The following is a 17,909-nucleotide window of genomic DNA, read 5'->3' on the forward strand; positions in this document are numbered from 1 at the left end:
GGCGTGGTCCCCGTGATGGTACTGGTCGTAGTAGTTCTCGATGGTAGGGAAGTCGGCCGTCCATTCGGTGTAATGTTCGAGATCGCCGACGTGGTAGCGGAGTCGCCACAGGCTTGCCTGTGCGGGCGCTGTATCGCTCTTGGCAGCATCGGTGTCGGCTTTGGCCATTACCGATTCCCTCCCATGAGCGAGTCACGGCCCTGTGTGGTCGGCTGGTCGCGCTGGCGGAGTTCGCCGACAGGGACACGGGACGTCATGAGGTCCTCGGCTCGGCGGATGGCCGTCGTCAGCTTCCGGCGGCGTTGGCGGTCGCCAGCCGTGGCCTCAAGACGCTGGATGGTCTCCTCGGCCAGGTCAGCCAGCAGGATGCCGGTGACCTCGTCGTCGGCCCCGTCGACGACGGTGACGAGCAACTGTGGCTCGCTGTCGAGTTCGGTCAGGACGACCACGTCGCCGACGCTGGGGGCAGTCATGCCGACACACCTCCTCGTGGCTGGGCTGCGGGCCTGAACAAGCAAGCTTTTTAGAAACCGCCCCACTGCGGTCGAATGGGTTTCGGTCCCTGCCATCGAAGCACCACACACGTTCTCCGATCTCCCCATCCTCCTTCCGCGGGCCCGGGTCCCAATTTTCGGGGTGCTGTGCGCTGTATTCAGAATCTATAATGGAGCGTAAATTACAATTATCGTGGCTCCTGAGTTTGAGACTGCCAGCACAAGGTTGGGCACTTTGTACTGGAATATTGTCAGAGGCACGCGATCCGGTCCGCCGTCGCGTTTGGCGGTGGACTGGCTCACGGATCGAACTGTGAACGACGACCTGATAGCAACGATTATGTAGGTGTTCCTCAATTATTACCGTAGGGTACCAGTCGGTAATCGCCCGCCCAGTGATACCGTGCCTCTGACAACATCGACCGACTGTGCCCTCCCTTTTGACTACTGAGGGGCGGCGCTGCGTTGGGTGCCGGGTCATTACTGTGCACTTCCAGTGACGGGTCGGGGCAGCTCACAGAGTTGTGCGAGTGTCTCGGCGTGGCACTGGAGCTTGTGTCTGCCAGCGTCAGTCAGTGTATACACGTTGGTGCGGGCGTCGAGTTCGTCGCGGTTGATGAGGTTCTGTTCGACGAGTCGGTCGAGGTTCTGGTAGAGACGGCTGTGGTTGATCGGTTCGGCGTAGCGCTCGTCGAGGTAGTCCTTGAGCGCGAGGCCGTAGGGATCGTCGTCGACGGCGGCGATGGCTTCGAGCAGATCGCGCTGGAAGCCCGTCAACTCGTGGTAGATCGTCATCAGTCGCCTCCGGTGGTATGCATCTGGCCAAGGCTGGGACGTGACTTGGTAAGAGTCTGGGGCGCGCGTGTCCGGAAGTGGATTTTCGCAGGTCCATTTTCGTCTCTGGCCCGCTGTGGCGTGTTCGTGGGCCGCTCAGGCGATGATCGGAAGATGACCGGAAGTGAGCGAATGTCCCGCAGTCTGGTGGTTTCCGAATGACTGAAGGTGCCGGTCGGTGGCGAGCGATGCAACTCTTCGTGGGTGGGCTGGGCTGCTGTCATGGGTTCAGTGCGACGCTGTGTGAGAGAGTAGGCGTCGCTTATTTCGTGATGTTACACCCGACACCCATAATACTTGCTCTAGAAGAACACTTGTAGAGAGACATTACTATGTCCAAACCGACCAAAATGCTCTCAAAGTGTCTAAGCCCGGACCAGACCCAACGGTCACCAAAATCGACGTTTTGAAAGAAATTAGGCTAGCTTATCCACCGGTTCAGGCCCCTAAAGATCTCGCTGAACGGCTGGAGATTAGTAATACGGCAGTCAGCAATAAGCTAAAAGATATGGAGGACAACGGGTGGGTCGAATCAGAACGTGTGGGGCGTGCCCGGGTATATTGGATAACAGATGATGGGCGAGCTCAGTTAGATCCAGAGTTCTCGTCAGGCAACCAGTAGACAACTGCATTTCCTACTTTATGACGTTCTATTCGAACTTCAGGCCCCATTGATTGCAAACGCTGTCGGATTCGAGTTTTAGATAGTCCAACCCGCGTGGCAATGTCTGAGGTAGTTACAAACGGTTTCTCTACATCTTCAAAGCATTCGAGTAGTTCTTTATCACTGACTTTCCGCTCTGGGCCTCGGGTAGACATCTTATCTCATTCGATAGTTGTTTTTCTAGGGCAATAGTTTTTTGTTTGTCTAGCCCAACAGTACAAGTAGGAACACACGCGCCGCTGGTCGATTTCTTACGAAATCGCCCCGGTGTTGGAGCACCGAGGCGCGTGGTTCCAGGAAGAACCAATGGCAACTACGCAATCCAATCCACAAGAACGTACCGCTCGTGAACTACTCACCCAGGGCCGCCCACTCTTTCTCGGCGTCGACGGTGATGGTGCAGCACATTACTGGGACAGCTACGAATTTGCTGTAGCCGTTGTTTCGGCCACTGGTGACGCCGAGAAGGTTGTTCTGGCAGAGACGCCCTTTGAGACGCTTTCTGAATGGTGCGAATACACGCGTAGCGAGCGTGGGTGGGACATCGGCCCGCACGTCGGTGGGTCGCTGGTCGGCGATCTTGTCCGAGCGGTGGAAGCATGAGTTGCACTGTCGAGAAGCGTAAGCGTGTCCGGCGTGCTGCGAGGGCGATTCAAGAGGAAGTACCGACTGAGTCCGTCGATGTGCTTGCGCCGAGTGCGAGTCAGTACGGTGCATGGACGCTTGATGCCGTGCTTCGGGACGCGGAGAGTGTGCCACCTGAAGTGCTTCGGGAGTTGGCGCTCGCTGGGTTGACGTTGCAGCCGACGCCGTCGCAACCTGAGTATCAGCACGTTGCGGCGACGGTGTAGAAGCCGCTAACCAACAATGGCTCCCCAGAACTCACGACTGTTGGTTCGTCTTGGTCAAACCTGCAACAAAACCAGATGACTAAAGATACGAATCTACACTAATTTTCGTTGTTCGACCGACGGTCAACATGGGAACGGAAGAATCTAGCAAAGATCGCTGGTCCCTTGTACCCTTTTTGACCTTCCAGCGGGGGTTCTGTATCTCTAATATCACTCATTACGTGCATATCTACGTCGTACAACATATAAATCCTTCCACCACACAATGCCATTCATGGCAAATACTTTCCCGTATACTACATGTTTTTACTGCGATGGGTAAGATAAATTGAGGGGATTCTCAATCTTATTCACAATTTAGAGTTCTATTACCTTCTTGAAAACAGCATATTAACGTATATCCCAGCTCAGTTTCCAAGACCGGTACAGTAGTTAACATAGGCGTAAAATCACTTGATATATGCGGTTTCCTCCATAACCTAGCAAGAATTTTTAAGTCACCTACGTGGGAAGGGGACCTATGGCCTCTGAGTCAGAGTTTCGGATTGATGGCGATACTAGAATGCAGTTCACGTCGGTAACCCTAACCGAAAGCCAAATAAAGGATCTTGAGCACTTTGGAATACTTGAGATGAATGATGATCTAGGATATTCTGCACCCAATGTTCGTACCATTGACCAAGCAAAAATTGATCTGCGGAAATTAAAACAGCTATTGTATCAATACCAGCTGTTGAGCAGTGTAGCAAGTAGAGTTGAGACAGAGATTCTTGAGTTTTTCAGAGAATCAGAGGGGCGGACCCACACTACAGCTGAGTTGGCAGAGGCAATAGACCGACCGAAGTCTAGTGTTAGCCGCTCCCTTGGAAGACTTGTTGAAAAGGACCAGTTAGATAAGGTTCAGGATGGAGTTTATCGGAGTATATGAGGATATCACCGTCAATAAATATCACCGGAGAAACCCAGCTAATAGTCTAACTTCATGTCTGACTCTGATAAGGAACCCTCTGATGATCTATCCTATCCCACCAATATCAACTCTCTAAAAATCACACACGAAGAGGCACGAGCTGTCCTTGATCATCAAATCAGTATACTAAACGATATCGACAATAAAGCAACAAAGACAGTTAGAATTACAGCTGTAATATTGGGTATTGTTGTTTCCGCACCCTCGGTAATTAAGAATCCAACCGATTTTGTAAATCAGTTCACTAAATGGGGGGTCGTTGGCCTTGTCCTCTCGATCGCGTTAGGTATGATTACGTATAGTAGCTCAAGCCCCGACCTGGGTCCGAATTCTAATGATATTAACAGAATGCTGAATAAAAAATATAGAGAGGATGAATGGCTTGTAATCTTACTCGATTCATATGAAGATTGGATAGACAGAACCCAGCGAGTGAACCGATTCAATGGTGTGTTCTTGGCCCTGACACAGTTGTCATTGATCACATCTCTCGCTCTGCTGGCATGGGGAGTAAAAAGAGGTATGGGAATTAATTTCGATCTATTTCAGGTTTCTACTGCATCGCTACCCATACTCGGGCTAATTTTGTTATCGGTCACATATCCTGTACTGTTGCTTGTTGAGAAATTGTGGGAAGCGTGGTCATCATGGGATGTTTAGTATCGTGAGCGCCTAATCTCAATTTCTGCCGTCCTAATTTGCATAGTTGTCGTAGCCCTCGTTATCTGGCTATTGGCTTGACTCTATCCAGAGAAAACTAAGCTACAGTGTCATAGAACGCTAATTTTTACCACAGCCGACGCCGTCGCAGGCTGGATATGAGTATATGGCGGCGGCAGTGTAAAATCCGCTAACCAACAATGGCTGCCCAGAACTCACGACTGTTGGTTAGTCGAGAAGCGATTGGTTGCTGCCCGGCGTTCGTTTGTCACGAGCTCACCAGAAATATCCGCTCAGTGAGTATGCGACTGGAACTCTCACTTGGGATGAGAACAGCAGCGACAGTCGTCCCGCTATTAAGGGGACTCGCTCGTCGAGTTTGTCTCGAGGTCACAGGCCATGAGCGTCGAAACGGTGCTTGCCGTGAGTTCTCCCGTATCGTCGATCTCCGCGCGCGTCGAGGATCGGTTACAATCGAAGTTTTCGGGCGTGACCTGTTCGGTGACGGTCGTCTCGGTTTCGAGCACACCTACCGATAGGGAGTACGTATCGGGCTCGCTGAGCGTAATCAGTACAGTGCCCTCAGGTTCGACCGTGTAGACGCCGTCGAAGTGCGCTGTCGAGTCCTTCTCGACGAGGATTCGCGTCGTCCACGTCTCCTCCGATGGGTTCCGGAGCATGAGCGTGTGGCTGCCTTTCCCCGTGTCTGCGGGAATCGGGTCGTCACCGAGCGTTTCCGACGCAGATTCACGAGCAGCAACGTGGTCGCTCACGACGCCTTGGCACGCCATCCGCGTGGAAATACCCAGCGAGTCAAGTGTCCCGTCGTCCTGAACGCTGATCGTCGTCTTGGTCACGTTACAGGTGAACTGGCTGGGTTCGACGGTAATCTGTTCCGTCGCATCCAACTCGGGGACGGACACACGAGCGGTGTACGTGTCGAGATCAGTGAGCGACGCCACAATGCTCGCGTTCGGTTCGAGTTCCACCGATTCCTTGAACACGGTTTCGTCCGCCGTCGAAACCGTCACCGTCCCCTGATGAGACTCCGCCGTCGGATTCCTGAACGCGACGTGGTGGGGAGTTCTGAGACCGCGCTCGTCGAGCGACTCAGCGCCGATGGTTCGCTCGACAGTGCCATCGGCGGCGACGTGTGTACGCTCGGTCTGTTGTTCAGTGTTGGTTTGCGTGTCCTCAGAGGTTGGCGTCTCGGAATTTGTCGGCGGTGAGTCACTCGATCCAGCTTGAGTGGTGCAACCGGCGACTGCGGTTGTGAGACCAATTCCTGTGCTTGCCAGAAACGTTCGCCGTTTCATACCCTACCATTGGAAGGGGGAAGTATCGCGCTATCCCAGATTCAAATACGTCTTTGAGTCCCGGCTACTCACTCACGCCGAGTGGGCGTGATTCCGTGCTGGCCGATACGTCCCCCAGTACCAAGCAACGAAGAACAACAGAATCAGGAAGATGCCAATTCCCAGCACGACTCCGCCAGGCCCGGTCGCAAACGTTCCGAGCGTCTCCCACATGGTTGGGTCGGGTTGCTGAACAGGGGACGCACCAGCCCGGGGCGATGATACTGGTGTCGGTACTGACCGGCGTATATGGGCGAGTACACTGACGGCTCCGACGAGACCCACTGCGCCGAAGACGCGACTCAACGCCGTCTTGAGCGACGGGCTTGTTCGTTCTGCCCCCGCGAAGAGAACGAGCGCGCTATTGGTCGGCGCGTACACGTCCATTTCGCGGCCCTGCTCGGAATACCACGTCTCGACGACCGCCACTAGGTCTGCGTCCTGGAGTCGGTCGAGATGATAGCTGATATTCTGTACTGAGGAATTGAGTTCAGTTGCGATCTCCGATGCTGTCGTTGGTTCCGCGTATATCTGGCTGAGGATGCGGCGTGCAGTTGTTGAGGAAACTGCTGAGATGATCTGTTCCGCTGATTCATCTTCGAAGTCAACGAGCTTCGGTTCCAAACTACGATCCGAAGCTGTTTGTGGGGTGGGTTTCAGGGGTAATAATGAGGACATTGTTGTCTGATTCGCTTGTAGGAGTATGTGCTTGGGGAAGAGTCAAAGCGGTATTTGAGTCCAATTCTTGTCGAACTATGCTACTCCGAGACGCTTTCGGAGTGGTGCGAATACACGCACTTGGAGCGCGGTTGGGAGACTGGTCCGAATGTCGGTGGGTCGCTCGTCGACGATCTTGTCCGAGGCGTTGAAGCGTGAGCTGCACTGTGGAAGAACGGAAGCGCGTTCGGCGTGCTGCGCGGGCGATTCAGAAAGAAGTGCCGACTGAGTCCGTTGATGTGGTTGCACCGATCGCGAATCCCCGCAACACTTGAACGTCGCGGGAGAGGACACGCTTGATGGCCTCTATCATCGATGAAACCGTGTTCGGCGACCCCTCCAGAGGGCTTGCAGTGGTTTATCTCTGTGGCGCACTTCTGCTGGCTGGGCAGCAAGGGTACTACGTCATTGTAGAAGGGGCAACACCGTTCTATGCTGGACTGTTTCTGAGCACCGGGATGGCCCTCTCCGGCATTGCTGAGTCCTTGCCGAACCCTCGACGACGGGCAGCTGGCATCTTGCGGGTCACAGCACTCGTCGTGCTGGTGAGCATGCTCGTAATTTTGTTTGTCACACCCGACCTCCTTATCAACTAAGAGCGGTGATCGATTCGAACTCACTGCTGCCGGCCGGGTGTGTTCTTCAACGGGAACCGCCACGACCGCTGACGATTCCCGGGGAGATCTGCCGTATCGGTCACGCCGCTACTGACAGATTCTAAGCGAGTGATCGGGTTCGCCTATACATGAGTCCACTATACTGAGTAGAGGAAGCCATGGCGGTACCCTCTTATGACCGACCACTCGAACTCACATATGATTGGGCTGGGGACGCTACTTATAATTCTCACAGTCTTTGTGGTGATGACTCTGACTCTCGGTCTGCTACTCCGGTTGCTGAAAGACGCTGACGGACTTTGAGCAGTCAATTAACTCGACTGACTTGATCATTACAAGCAATTGACTCAGTGCCCGCTGTTTCTCGACGCCGTGCCGCGAGACACCGACGGCGTCCCAGCCGAGGTCCTCCGGGAACTGACGCTGGCCGGCCTAACGCTCCAGCCGCTGCAATCTCAAGCCGAGTATCAACACGTCGTCGCGACAGCCTGACAGAACCGAATACTTTACTCTTTTTTATTAACATACTTCGGTTCCAGTTCCCCTATCCCTCATTCCGTTTGCGCTGACCGAACGCTTATGCCACTCATACAGCAATTAGAGGTATGGCCAGTTCGACGCGCGATGGAGAGCCCCACGAGGATGAGATTCGGATGTGGCGCGAGGGGGACTCGTGGATCATCACAGATGTCGAAACCGGCATCACCACGCAGGGTGAGACGCGTCAGGAGGCTCTCGAAATGCTTGACGATGCGGTCGCGGGCTACAAGGGCGAACGCGGCCACGAACCCACCGACGAAGAACTCCGAGAGCTGGGAGTTGACCCCGAAGACAATACCACCGGTAATGGCGATCCGCCCGACTTCATGCAGTAAATGGCCCGGGGCACGTTTTCTGGTCGGGATGTCGTGAAGGTCTTGGTAAATGTCGGTGGCTTCGAGTGGCGTCGGACGACTGGCGATCACGCCCAACTCTACTACCAGCACCCAACCAACGAGAGCGACCGACGACACGTTACCGTTCCGCTACACGATGAACTCAAAACGGGAACGCTCCGAAGCATCGCCGACGATGCTGGCGCGAACGATTTTGCGGTGTTCTGTGAGTGGCTCGACCGCAATTCGTAGGCGAACCAATTCGTCAGCGTCGGCTGCGAGTCCCTAGAGTCGAAGCGCTGACGCGACACTTCGATAACGGGGTGTTTGACAGGCGATTCCCCTATCTTTCTGTCGAACTGCGTGCTTGTTTTGCATGGGTTGGGTGGATCTTGAGTTCAGCCGCCGACTAACAGCGACCCCGCGCTGGGATCTACGGTGGCACCCACGATTGCGCTCCCGAGTGGGTCGAACCGCTAGAGCTATCCTAGTCTGACGGCGCGGACTCTCCCGTATTTTGTGAGCCTCTACCGGGTGAGAGGCGTTCCAGAGAGAGCGTCTTGACCACCAGCTATGTCAGAGAAACACGCGATCCAGACCAAGTTGAAGGGCTACGTCGTCATGAGCCAGAGCGGGCCAGACAGCCTCGGCTTTGACACGTACACACGCAACCATCCCGAGTATTTGAAAGAGCGCGTTGAGGCACAGCAGTCTCCAGCAGCCGGCGGCGCGGGCAACGTCAAGCGAGCACGCCACATCGCTCGTGAGTACCACGGCTGGGATCTACCAGACGAAAGCGAGCTCCGTCACCAAGCGATGGCGGGCGAGATGTGATGTCCAGTGACTCGTCTCAGTATATGACCTGCAGAACCGACGAGTGCGACGCGCCGATCTTCGACGCCGAGCGCATCGCGTGTGTCGACGGAGCGTACGGGCCCTGCATGGCTGTCGGGCGTCACGCCGGCGTCTGTTCCAGCGGCCATCTCTCTGTCTGGGACGTCGCAGAGGCCTGAGTGCTGTCGGTCGCGTACTCGCCCGTATTTTGTGTCCCCCGAGAGGGTGAGGGGGTTCCCGAACATGAGTACCGAACAGCAGTCCGTCGACGAGCAGCCTTCAGGCACCGAAGCCGGCGACCAACCAGACATTCGTGCCCAGCACCGACAGGCACAGACGAGTGGCGAGGTGTTTCAGGGGCGTCCCCGAGGTGAGAGATAGATGTGTTGTCCCGACTGCCGGTAGGCCCCACAAGAGAGACTCAACCTCGACAGTTGAGAAACGGTTAACGAGGAGCATGCAAAAGTCGGGCTTGTGACTGACGATCTCGCGTATCCCTCTGTCGAACTCATCCTTGAGCTCCACGACCAGGTCGTGACAGAAGGCGACATCACGGAACCGGGGGCCCGGTCAGAGGACGCGATTGCATCCGCACTACAGTACGTTTCGGAGGGGTTCTTCGGGGAAGTGCCTGAGACGATCCATCAAAAGGCGGTCCATCTGATGCGACTACTCGTTTCGGATCATCCGTTCGTCGACGGAAACAAGCGAACGGCACTCCGAACAGTGGTCGTTTTCTACATGCTGAACGGATACACGTTTGAGTACGGTGATGAAATTCGAGCGCTCTTACACCGGTTTGCGACCGGCGAAACCACAGTCGACGTAGACACTGCAGTCATCTACTTCCGGGCATGTGCTCGCCGCAACTGATAAACCGATACACTGGATAATGATGGATAGAGAAATGGCGTCTAGCACCGATTCCTCGACGGCGATTGACGAGGAAGTCCGGCAGTTGTACGAGCGATATCAGGCGGCCGAAAGCGACGCCGAACGCCGCGAGATTGCGCTTGAAATGGGGAAGCTCGATGGACGTCGCCACGCAGATATCTACGCAGCGCTCGAAAACGAGTGAGAAGCCCCACGTTCTGCGTTTTCGTGTCCAGCGTCGTTCGCGACTAGTGGCTACTCGGTCGCCTTTTGTGAACGCCTTTGCCCTCTCGTAGAAGGATCAACCCATCTTGAACTCTCCACGCCGATAGCGGTTGCTTCCAATACGACAGCACAGCACAATCGTCGCGCACATCTGCGTTTCGTGGTCTATGCTCGTGTTGCGTCGGCGACGTGGTCGTGTTTGTCGAGGCTGCCGACAACTTGGGTTTCCGTGGCATACACGACGCTGCTCCTGCGTGGGTCGAACCGCTGTAGTGATGCCGGTCTAACGGCGGTACTGGAAGCAATTTTGTTCCCCCCGGTGGGTGAGGGGGTTCTCGAACATGAGCACCGAACAGCAGTCCGTTGACGAACAGTCTCCAAGCACCGAAGCCGGCGACCAACCAGACATTCGTGCCCAGCACCAACGAGCACAGACGAGTGGCGAGGTTTTTGCGGGGCGTTCCCGTGGTGGGCAATGAATTCCCAGATAGTCCGTGAATGTCTCTGTCGACGTATTCCATCTTGCTAGGTTGATTTACAGCGGTAGCGAGGCGAAAGCCCACCCGTTTACGGGTGTGGCTGAAGCCGACAACTGGGCATCTCTCTACGCTCGTAGCCACGGCTGGATATTCCACGCCGAGATGTCCAACGTTTATGTAATTAAAAATACTATGCTTACATATGTCGAATCAGGTTGTCACTCGGACACTCAAAGCGAGTATCTGCAACCACTCGCAAGTCTGTGACGACCTCGATTCGCATGGCTTTGCCGCGTCGAAATTGTGGAACGTCGGGCGATGGACAATCTCGCGTGTCTGGGACGCTATCGGCCACATTCCAGACGCCGACGAACTCTGTTCGTACCTCAAAACCCACGAACGCTATGCAGACTTGCACAGCCAATCTAGTCAGCGAGTTCTTCAGGAACTCGGTGAGGCGTTCGTCTCGTGGTACGAACAAGACGACCCGGAGGCGAACCCACCCGGCTACCGCAAACACGGCGACGACCACCCACGCTCGACGATGACGTGGAAAAACCAGGGCTTCAAACTCGACACGCAGTACAACCGTGTCCGACTTTCCAAGGGCACGAACATGAAAGAGTCGCGCTACGCCGCCGACTACATACTCTGTGAATACACACTCCAAGCAGACGACCAGACGCTTGACGCTGTTGAAAACGTCCAGACGGTGCGTGCTGTCTGGACTGGTGAGCAGTGGGAGCTACATTTCGTCTGTAAAACGCGGATTGAGGCGCCTGAGACGCCCGGTGAGAAGACAGCAGGTGTTGACCTCGGTATCTGCAACACTGCGGCTGTCTCTGTCGGTGACGAGACGCTGTTGTATCCAGGGAACGCCCTGAAAGAAGACGCTCACTACTTCCGACAGCAGGAATACGACACGGAAGGCGAGAATGGCCCCAGCGACCACGCAGAGTGGGCACGACAGAAGAAATCCCGGCGACAAGAACACTTCCTACACGCTCTCTCGAAAGACATTGTTGAGCAGTGTGCTGACCGAGGTGTTGAGACAATTGCAGTCGGCCATCCGAAGAACATCCGTGACGACCAAGACTGGGGACGACACGGCAACAAACGCCTGCACGACTGGGCGTTTGAAACACTGCTCAACCACATCGGGTACAAAGCCCACGAACGCGGTATCGACGTAGTGCGTGTGGACGAAGCAGGATTGAAAACATCGAAAACCTGCTGTGACTGTGGGACGGAAGCTAACTCAAACCGGGTTGCACGTGGCCTGTACGTGTGTGCAAACTGCGACTTAGTTGCGAACAGTGACCTGAACGCGGCAGAGAATATGCGAAAAACGGTAACTCCGAGTCCTGCGAAGGATAGGAGTAACGGCTGCTTGGCTCAGCCATCGGTATACCTGTTCGACAAATCCACGGGGCAAGTAGCCCCACAAGAACGGGTCGTTCCGTGAACCATAATATCCCAATCAAGCGGTGCGGTGCCGTGGGAATCCCACGACTTCAGTCGTGTGGAGGAAGTCAAACCCGATCTCGTACGGCGAAGACACACGAACTCTCATTCGATTCGTGGTCACTGGCGGTCAGTACACCGGCTCATGAGACGACCAGCCACTAGAAAGCAACAGGCAGATAGATGTGTATCGATAAAAAATAACGACTCTGAATGACCGCCCTCCGTTCCCTCCAGAACCGAATCCGTCCAGAAGCCACACTACTGATGCTGGGGGTGATCGGTGCAGCCACCTATTTTGAATTCATATACCACGGGCCACCAACGGTATATTCCATTGTCCTCTGGATAGTTGTCGTTCCAATGTTGCTCGCAACGACGGTGGACGGTGTTCAAGATCATCCACTCTATCAGCCGCTTCTGTATGCTGGTTTTGTTCTAGTCGGTACGCTACAGTATCTTGATGGTCATTGGTTCCTCCTCGCTGGGCTGTTTATCATCTGCGGTGTTCTCGGATTGCTCTCCGTATTTCGTCAGAAGAGGTCTCTCTTCGGGTCAGGATAGCTGGCTCAATCACCCAGACGACAACAAAATTGTTCACCCAATCGCTGGTCAGTATACCAGAGGTGCTCAGTGGTCGCAGAATGTAATCAATCCATCCGTGGCACTTCCTACGTCAAATAGTACACTAAACTCCCCCCAGATGAGTGCCGATAGTCTGTCATAGGCGGTATTCGGCTCGACAGCATGAACGGTGGATACACTTGAACACACATCTGTCGATGAGTCTGAAGCAGAGGGACATCTGCCTCCAGCTTTCAGCATAACCTTCAGCTCGTGGTCGATACAGCGGGCTACTGCTCACCGGGGGTTCGTAGTCGTCCGAGAGAAAGATACTGTCCTGTTCCGGATGAAAGTAGACTTCCAGAGCCCGAAGTGAACCGGCGTAGGCCGCAATCATCACGAGCACGAATCCGATCAAGCCGGGAAGGAGGAGTTCCGGTACCACTGTGCTACGTCTGCCGCATAAAGGATGCTAGTCAGTTTCCGTGACTCTGTGTGGTCATCTGGATACAGGTATTCGGAGCCTCTGGTGATTCCCTCGCCCGCACCGCCTCTCGGAGCCACTGCCGACGTGGCTGAGAGGTCCTGGGCCGTGTTGTCGGTCACGGATGACCCTGACTGGGAGTCGGTAGCACAGGCAACGCTGGATCAGGCTATCAGTGGTCGCAGATGATTTCCACATACCACTGTTACGTCTCGCCGATACCGTCACCGTGGATGTTGAGTTTGCCGACGCCCTGGACCTTGTACTCCTCTGGCGGTTCTTCGCCCATGTGGAGGTAGATATCTCGAATCTGCGCGACGAGGTGGGTCAAAACGAGTTTGTGGAACTCGTCCTCGTAGTCGAAGCTCTTGCCGATATCCAGGGCGGGCATTGCGCAGACGATGAGGCTATCGTCCATTTCACGGACGCGCCCAGCGCTGCCGTCGCTACCGTCCTGACACTCGTAACTCAGGGCCACATCATCGATCTCACCGATACGGTTGTCCGGTGTGATAGTGAACGCCTTGTAGATACGCGCTGATTCGACCACGACGGACTCCCTGGGGTCCGAGGCATATTTCGCCGGGTCCTGTAACGCCTTGTAGTAATCCCGGAACTCACGGTGGAAGTCATCGAGTTGGTACGCTTCCAGCGCTTCTATTCCCCGCTTGATATGTTCCGGGTCCCACATCGGCTCCAAGATGTCTTGCTCGGGGAACTCCTGCTGAGCAGCGTACTTTGCTCGCTCTTCGACTTGGGACATTATCCGATGTTCTTCTTTTGTCTGGTCCTCAGGTTCATGGGGGTAATCTTCCCTGTCAACAAAATGCTTTATTTCACCATTCCATGTCACCTCGACGGTGTGCATTATGCCTTGATGATCGATAACTTCGACACCAACATCCTGATCAGTGTGACCGAGGATGGAACATCTCATGTTTGGGTTTGATATCATAATTCACCTGTAGTCGCTTCCATTGTTGTCGCCGACACCACTCCCGACCCCGTCTCCAGCACCACCAGATTGGACTCCACCGGTAACGGCATCGTATCCAATTTTGACGTCACTGGCCCACATATCAGCTTTGGTGGTGACGGTATCGACGGTGTCGTTGAAGCGGGTGCGGACGCCGTCAGGAATGCGCTTGGCGAGACCGTCGCCGTAGCGCTCGACGCCTTTCTGGGTGGCCCAACCTGCAGCGCCGCCGATGAGCGCGCCTGGAAGCCCGCCAACGGCGCCGCCAACGACTGCACCAACCTCTTTGCCGACGACGGATTTGAGCGCTTCGGCCGCCAGACTCTGACCCACAGAGCCGTGTTTGCTGTTGTGTTCTAGGTTGCGCCAATGCCGTCGCCGACGATGTTGAGTTTCCCGATGCCTTCGACCCGGTATTCGGCTGGTGGGTCTTCGCCCATGTTGAGATAGATGTCCCGTATCTGGGCCATCAGATGGGACATAATCACGTCGGCGAATTCCTCTTCGTACTCGAACCCATCGGCGAATTCTAGTTCCGGCATCGCGAAGATGAGTTCCTTGTTGGGGTAGGATGGCAGTGGGCCAGTGCGATGTTCGCTGCCGTCGGTGAGTTTGTAGTGGATACCCACATCTGAAACGTCGAGTACCTCGCCGTCATTGAAGTGCACTATCACATTGATGATAATCGACTCTTCGTTGACGGGACTATCGTCGATGTACTGCATCGGGTTCCGGAGCGCATCGTAGTACTCCCGGAAGTCGTTGAGGAACTCTTCCATGGGATAGTTGCTGAACGCTTCGATGCCGGCCTTGATGTGTTCTGGCCGCCACATCGGGCTCAGGATGTCCGCCTCGGGGAACTCCTGTTGGGCGGCAAACCGTGCCCGGGCCTCGACCTGGGTCATTATTCGCTGTTCTTCGTCGGTTCGGTCTTCTGGTTCAAGTGGATAGTCTTGCGTACCGTGTTCTCGTATTTTACCATCCCATGAAATTGTGATAGCATGACGGTTTCCATTCTCATCATACACCTCGATTCCACAGTCCTTCTCATCGTGACCGAGTACTTCTGTTTGCATAATTATTCGAATTTGGTCTCGTTATTGGTTGCACTTCCAGAGCCATTAGAAGCCTCTTCGTAGGCTGCCTGGGAGTCGAGCACTTTGTTTTTGAGGTCCGAGTAGGAGCCAACGGTCAGGTCTGAGACGGCAGAGACCGTGTTGGAAATGCCGTCGCGAATCCCTTTCTTGTTTATTTGCTCGCCAGCGAAGGTGATTGTGCCGGCAAGGGCGACAGTCCCGGCGGTGACAGCGAGACCACCAGAGAGTCCGAGTGCGGTGACGGCGGCACCGGCCACCGCGCCGCCAGCTGGCCAGAATTGGTGTCTCATGCGGGGTCATTGGCTCCTCACTACCCCATACGTCATTCATTCCAGACGTTGGTCACCGCCCCACCAAGCATAACAATGAGCGCCCATTGAACGGTCCAGATAAGCCCGACCACAGCGCCAACGATGACGAACAACAGCGAGACGAGCATGTCGGGTATTTCAGGCCTGTCAGTCAAGTACCGAACATACATTCCGGTCCCGATAAACTGAGCCAATGCGAGCAATACGAACAGCCCCCAACTGTACTCTGGCATTACTTCAGTGCAGGCTTTATTTTATAATATACTTGGCGATATTATCTCCCAAGAGGCTTGTTCGCGTTTGTATATGCCAAACAATCAGCACCGGTTTCACTCTCAGATATTAATAAGCTATCCGTCGGGGCGTGAAACCAGTCCATCGTGAAGGGTCGTCGTCTTGCCGATGCCTTCGACTTGGTATTCGGTGGGTGGCTCTTCGCCCATATTGAGGTAGATATCCCGGATCTGGCACATGAGGTTGCTGACAACGAGTGCTTGGAACGATTCCGGGAATTCGAAGTCATCACGTTCGATTGTCAGGGGTGGAAGCGTAACAACATGCGAGTCAGCGTGGGCAGGTTCATCCACGTCTTGATTTGTTACCTGCGTTTCCCCGCTTTTGTCCGTGTATTGAATGGTTGTTGCTGAAGACCCGATAAACTCGTTTTCATCCGAAATGTGGATGAGTTTTCGAACCCGGTCAACGGATTGGACATCGTCATCAATGCGCTCGCCAGTGTGGTCCCGGACGGCATCGTAGTACTCCCGGAAGTGCTCAGCGAACGTCTCCGTCGGCAGGGTACGGATGACTTCCATCGCTCGCTCTATCTCGCCTGGAAGCCATGCAGGGTCCTCAATAATTTCCTCGTCTTCGAAGTGCGCGTGTGCGGCGTATTCGGCACGCACGCGAACTTGCTGCATGAGTCGCTCTTGTTCGTCTGTGCGCTCTGAAGCCTCATGCGGGTAAGTCTCCTGTGCGTGATTGAGAATGGTTCCATCCCAATCTATTCTAATTATATGTCTATCACCATTATTATCGTACACTTCGACACTGCAATCTTCATCGTCGTGGCCGCGTATTTCAGTCTTCATAACTTTTGATGCTTTCGCCGTTGAAATCACTGCTGTTTTCTGCATCTCTCGTCGCCTTTTGAGTGTCTTTCTCACCCGGCGAGAAGTCAAAGACATCGCCGATATTGTCGGCGATATCTCCGACACGTTTGGGGGCTTCGTTTTTGAGGCCGTCCCAGCTCTGGTAGTCTCTATCAATTTTTTCGGAGCCGATGGACTTGGCCACGCCGCCACCGAAGCCGGTAGCGCCCCCGATAGCGGCAGCGGCGGCGATGGCTGGGAGGCCACCAGTGCCCAGACCGACTGCGATGGTTCCGGAAGCAACCGCGCCTTTGCCGATTGACTTGATTGCACCTTTCTTGCCGCCGGCTTTGAGATGGTCGCTGAAGTCTTTATCGCCGATTTCGTCGATGCCTTCGCTCAGCGCATCGATGTCGTCGTTCTCGAAGGCCTGTTGGATGATTTCCTGTTGGACCTCCTCTGATTTCTGGCGGAACTCGTAGCTGCTCATCTCGTCGAGGTCGTGTGTCGATGCGAGATCCGCAGCTGTCCCGTGGCCCGGCTTGTCTCTGATGTCCCGCACGGACTCCATCTGGTAGTCGCTGTCACTGCGCGACGGTTCTGACGGCTGGGAGTCAGTGCTACCGCTATCCAGCGCCACTGCTGAGGTGGCCGACAGGTCTTGAGCCGAATTGTCGGTCACTGACGAACTTGACTGGGGCTGATTAGAAGCAGCTAAGCAGTTCAGATCTGTTGTGACTGAAATCTAGAGACCGCTTAGTACAGTTACGTTTCGCCGATACCGTCGCCATGGATATTCAGTTTGCCAACGCCCTGGACTTTGTACTGGTCCGGGGGCTCTTCACCCATGTCGAGATAGATATCGCGGATCTGGGCGATGAGGTGCGTAAGGACCAGTTTGTGGAATTCGTCTTTGTAGTCGAAGCTTTCGTCGATATCCAGTGCGGGCATTGTACAGAGGATGAGGCTATCATCCAGTTCTCGTGTCTGGCCAACAGTTCCGTCGGTCCCGTCTTCTCGCTCATAACTCAAGGCAACGTCGTACACCTCATCAATACGGTTGTCCGACGTAATAGTGAACGCCTTATAGATGCGAGCGGATTCGACGATGACTGATTCTCTGGGGTCCGAGGCGTACTTTGCGGGGTCTTGCAACGCTTCGTAGAAATCCCGGAATTCTCGGTGGAAATCATCGAGTTGGTACGCTTTCAGTGCTTCTATCCCTCGCTTGATATGCTCCGGGTCCCACATCGGCTCCAAGATGTCTTCCTCGGGGAACTCCTGTTGGGCAGCGTACTTCGCTCGCTCCTCGACTTGGGACATTATTCGTTGTTCTTCTTCTGATCTTTCTTCGCGTTTGTATGGATAGTCGTCACAACCATGTTCACGAACTGTACCATCCCATTCGATTGTCAACCGATGCTCATTGTCGCGTTCATCGATAACTAAAACGCCACAATCTCGCTTATCGTGT

General features: G+C 54.7%; 28 protein-coding genes. 16 read left to right on the forward strand and 12 right to left on the reverse strand.

Annotated features, from left to right (window positions below; translation table 11 throughout):
* Positions 1 to 167: 167 nt before the first annotated feature.
* Both AV929_RS18310 and AV929_RS18315 read right to left on the reverse strand, forming a co-directional pair.
* Positions 168 to 473, reverse strand: a complete 306-nt coding sequence (locus AV929_RS18310; RefSeq protein ID WP_064288935.1) for a hypothetical protein — start codon at positions 471 to 473, stop codon at positions 168 to 170.
* A gap of 501 nt (positions 474 to 974) precedes the next feature.
* Positions 975 to 1,289 (reverse strand): helix-turn-helix transcriptional regulator, encoded by a 315-nt coding sequence (locus AV929_RS18315; protein ID WP_064288936.1) that lies wholly within the window; start codon positions 1,287 to 1,289, stop codon positions 975 to 977.
* Positions 1,290 to 1,689: 400 nt separating this feature from the next.
* Here AV929_RS18315 and AV929_RS21515 point away from each other — a divergent pair, with 400 nt between their 5' ends.
* The 5 genes from AV929_RS21515 (at position 1,690) to AV929_RS22005 (ending at position 4,473) form a co-directional block, all read left to right on the forward strand.
* Positions 1,690 to 1,950 carry a helix-turn-helix transcriptional regulator gene (locus tag AV929_RS21515; protein WP_080510100.1) on the forward strand — a complete coding sequence of 87 codons (261 nt, stop codon included), beginning with the start codon at positions 1,690 to 1,692 and terminating at the stop codon, positions 1,948 to 1,950.
* A 348-nt stretch (positions 1,951 to 2,298) separates the two neighbouring features.
* On the forward strand, positions 2,299 to 2,595 hold the full coding sequence (locus AV929_RS18320; RefSeq protein WP_064288937.1) for a hypothetical protein: 297 nt from the start codon (positions 2,299 to 2,301) through the stop codon (positions 2,593 to 2,595).
* Complete coding sequence (locus tag AV929_RS18325; protein ID WP_064288938.1) at positions 2,592 to 2,843, forward strand: hypothetical protein; 252 nt, start codon at positions 2,592 to 2,594, stop codon at positions 2,841 to 2,843. The genes AV929_RS18320 and AV929_RS18325 overlap by 4 nt, the downstream gene beginning before the upstream one ends.
* 520 nt (positions 2,844 to 3,363) lie before the next feature.
* A complete protein-coding gene (locus tag AV929_RS18330; protein ID WP_064288939.1) occupies positions 3,364 to 3,771 on the forward strand; it encodes a helix-turn-helix domain-containing protein in 408 nt (135 codons plus the stop codon).
* A 54-nt stretch (positions 3,772 to 3,825) separates the two neighbouring features.
* Complete coding sequence (locus AV929_RS22005; protein ID WP_155120766.1) at positions 3,826 to 4,473, forward strand: hypothetical protein; 648 nt, start codon at positions 3,826 to 3,828, stop codon at positions 4,471 to 4,473.
* Positions 4,474 to 4,829: 356 nt separating this feature from the next.
* On the opposite strand, the gene AV929_RS18335 is transcribed toward AV929_RS22005, so the two are convergent.
* The gene (locus AV929_RS18335) at positions 4,830 to 5,789 is read right to left on the reverse strand and encodes a hypothetical protein (RefSeq protein WP_064288940.1); all 960 of its coding nucleotides are present in this window, start codon (positions 5,787 to 5,789) and stop codon (positions 4,830 to 4,832) included.
* A gap of 72 nt (positions 5,790 to 5,861) precedes the next feature.
* The gene (locus AV929_RS18340; protein ID WP_023842882.1) at positions 5,862 to 6,506 is read right to left on the reverse strand and encodes a helix-turn-helix domain-containing protein; all 645 of its coding nucleotides are present in this window, start codon (positions 6,504 to 6,506) and stop codon (positions 5,862 to 5,864) included.
* Positions 6,507 to 6,844: 338 nt separating this feature from the next.
* Between AV929_RS18340 and AV929_RS18345 the strand changes: the two genes are divergently transcribed.
* The 11 genes from AV929_RS18345 to AV929_RS18385 all read left to right on the forward strand — a co-directional run bounded on the left by AV929_RS18345 (position 6,845) and on the right by AV929_RS18385 (position 12,476).
* Positions 6,845 to 7,141: a hypothetical protein gene (locus AV929_RS18345; RefSeq protein ID WP_064288941.1), complete on the forward strand. Its 297-nt coding sequence runs from the start codon at positions 6,845 to 6,847 to the stop codon at positions 7,139 to 7,141.
* A gap of 363 nt (positions 7,142 to 7,504) precedes the next feature.
* On the forward strand, positions 7,505 to 7,654 hold the full coding sequence (locus AV929_RS22485) for a hypothetical protein (RefSeq protein WP_014030608.1): 150 nt from the start codon (positions 7,505 to 7,507) through the stop codon (positions 7,652 to 7,654).
* A 113-nt stretch (positions 7,655 to 7,767) separates the two neighbouring features.
* Positions 7,768 to 8,037 carry a type II toxin-antitoxin system HicB family antitoxin gene (locus AV929_RS18350; protein WP_064288942.1) on the forward strand — a complete coding sequence of 90 codons (270 nt, stop codon included), beginning with the start codon at positions 7,768 to 7,770 and terminating at the stop codon, positions 8,035 to 8,037.
* On the forward strand, positions 8,038 to 8,289 hold the full coding sequence (locus AV929_RS18355) for a type II toxin-antitoxin system HicA family toxin (protein WP_064288943.1): 252 nt from the start codon (positions 8,038 to 8,040) through the stop codon (positions 8,287 to 8,289). It begins immediately after the preceding gene.
* Between the two features lie 321 nt (positions 8,290 to 8,610).
* Positions 8,611 to 8,871, forward strand: coding sequence for a hypothetical protein (locus AV929_RS18360; RefSeq protein WP_064288944.1), 261 nt, complete (start codon positions 8,611 to 8,613; stop codon positions 8,869 to 8,871).
* A gap of 23 nt (positions 8,872 to 8,894) precedes the next feature.
* Complete coding sequence (locus tag AV929_RS22490; protein ID WP_170097440.1) at positions 8,895 to 9,050, forward strand: hypothetical protein; 156 nt, start codon at positions 8,895 to 8,897, stop codon at positions 9,048 to 9,050.
* Positions 9,051 to 9,114: 64 nt separating this feature from the next.
* Positions 9,115 to 9,252, forward strand: coding sequence for a hypothetical protein (locus tag AV929_RS22495; RefSeq protein ID WP_196220007.1), 138 nt, complete (start codon positions 9,115 to 9,117; stop codon positions 9,250 to 9,252).
* 93 nt (positions 9,253 to 9,345) lie between these two features.
* Positions 9,346 to 9,744 (forward strand): type II toxin-antitoxin system death-on-curing family toxin, encoded by a 399-nt coding sequence (locus AV929_RS18375; RefSeq protein WP_064288947.1) that lies wholly within the window; start codon positions 9,346 to 9,348, stop codon positions 9,742 to 9,744.
* Between the two features lie 34 nt (positions 9,745 to 9,778).
* Positions 9,779 to 9,949 carry a hypothetical protein gene (locus AV929_RS22500; RefSeq protein ID WP_004592295.1) on the forward strand — a complete coding sequence of 57 codons (171 nt, stop codon included), beginning with the start codon at positions 9,779 to 9,781 and terminating at the stop codon, positions 9,947 to 9,949.
* A 701-nt stretch (positions 9,950 to 10,650) separates the two neighbouring features.
* On the forward strand, positions 10,651 to 11,913 hold the full coding sequence (locus AV929_RS18380) for an RNA-guided endonuclease TnpB family protein (RefSeq protein WP_064288948.1): 1,263 nt from the start codon (positions 10,651 to 10,653) through the stop codon (positions 11,911 to 11,913).
* A gap of 212 nt (positions 11,914 to 12,125) precedes the next feature.
* Positions 12,126 to 12,476 carry a hypothetical protein gene (locus AV929_RS18385; RefSeq protein ID WP_023842887.1) on the forward strand — a complete coding sequence of 117 codons (351 nt, stop codon included), beginning with the start codon at positions 12,126 to 12,128 and terminating at the stop codon, positions 12,474 to 12,476.
* Positions 12,477 to 13,165: 689 nt separating this feature from the next.
* Here AV929_RS18385 and AV929_RS18390 read toward each other — a convergent pair.
* The 8 genes from AV929_RS18390 to AV929_RS18425 all read right to left on the reverse strand — a co-directional run bounded on the left by AV929_RS18390 (position 13,166) and on the right by AV929_RS18425 (position 17,758).
* A complete protein-coding gene (locus AV929_RS18390) occupies positions 13,166 to 13,723 on the reverse strand; it encodes a hypothetical protein (protein WP_230458907.1) in 558 nt (185 codons plus the stop codon).
* A 195-nt stretch (positions 13,724 to 13,918) separates the two neighbouring features.
* Positions 13,919 to 14,269 carry a hypothetical protein gene (locus AV929_RS18395; RefSeq protein ID WP_050007980.1) on the reverse strand — a complete coding sequence of 117 codons (351 nt, stop codon included), beginning with the start codon at positions 14,267 to 14,269 and terminating at the stop codon, positions 13,919 to 13,921.
* Between the two features lie 23 nt (positions 14,270 to 14,292).
* On the reverse strand, positions 14,293 to 14,841 hold the full coding sequence (locus AV929_RS18400) for a hypothetical protein (protein ID WP_080510102.1): 549 nt from the start codon (positions 14,839 to 14,841) through the stop codon (positions 14,293 to 14,295).
* A 173-nt stretch (positions 14,842 to 15,014) separates the two neighbouring features.
* The gene (locus AV929_RS18405) at positions 15,015 to 15,323 is read right to left on the reverse strand and encodes a hypothetical protein (protein WP_064288950.1); all 309 of its coding nucleotides are present in this window, start codon (positions 15,321 to 15,323) and stop codon (positions 15,015 to 15,017) included.
* Between the two features lie 32 nt (positions 15,324 to 15,355).
* Positions 15,356 to 15,577 (reverse strand): hypothetical protein, encoded by a 222-nt coding sequence (locus tag AV929_RS18410; protein WP_064288951.1) that lies wholly within the window; start codon positions 15,575 to 15,577, stop codon positions 15,356 to 15,358.
* Positions 15,578 to 15,694: 117 nt separating this feature from the next.
* Entirely contained in the window at positions 15,695 to 16,264 is a 570-nt protein-coding gene (locus AV929_RS18415) for a hypothetical protein (RefSeq protein ID WP_155120767.1), read from the reverse strand.
* 160 nt (positions 16,265 to 16,424) lie between these two features.
* Positions 16,425 to 17,117 carry a hypothetical protein gene (locus AV929_RS18420; RefSeq protein WP_155120768.1) on the reverse strand — a complete coding sequence of 231 codons (693 nt, stop codon included), beginning with the start codon at positions 17,115 to 17,117 and terminating at the stop codon, positions 16,425 to 16,427.
* Between the two features lie 83 nt (positions 17,118 to 17,200).
* Positions 17,201 to 17,758 (reverse strand): hypothetical protein, encoded by a 558-nt coding sequence (locus AV929_RS18425; protein WP_230458908.1) that lies wholly within the window; start codon positions 17,756 to 17,758, stop codon positions 17,201 to 17,203.
* Positions 17,759 to 17,909: the final 151 nt, after the last annotated feature.

It is taken from the genome of Haloarcula sp. K1, assembly GCF_001647155.1.
Taxonomy (GTDB): Archaea; Halobacteriota; Halobacteria; order Halobacteriales; family Haloarculaceae; genus Haloarcula; species Haloarcula hispanica.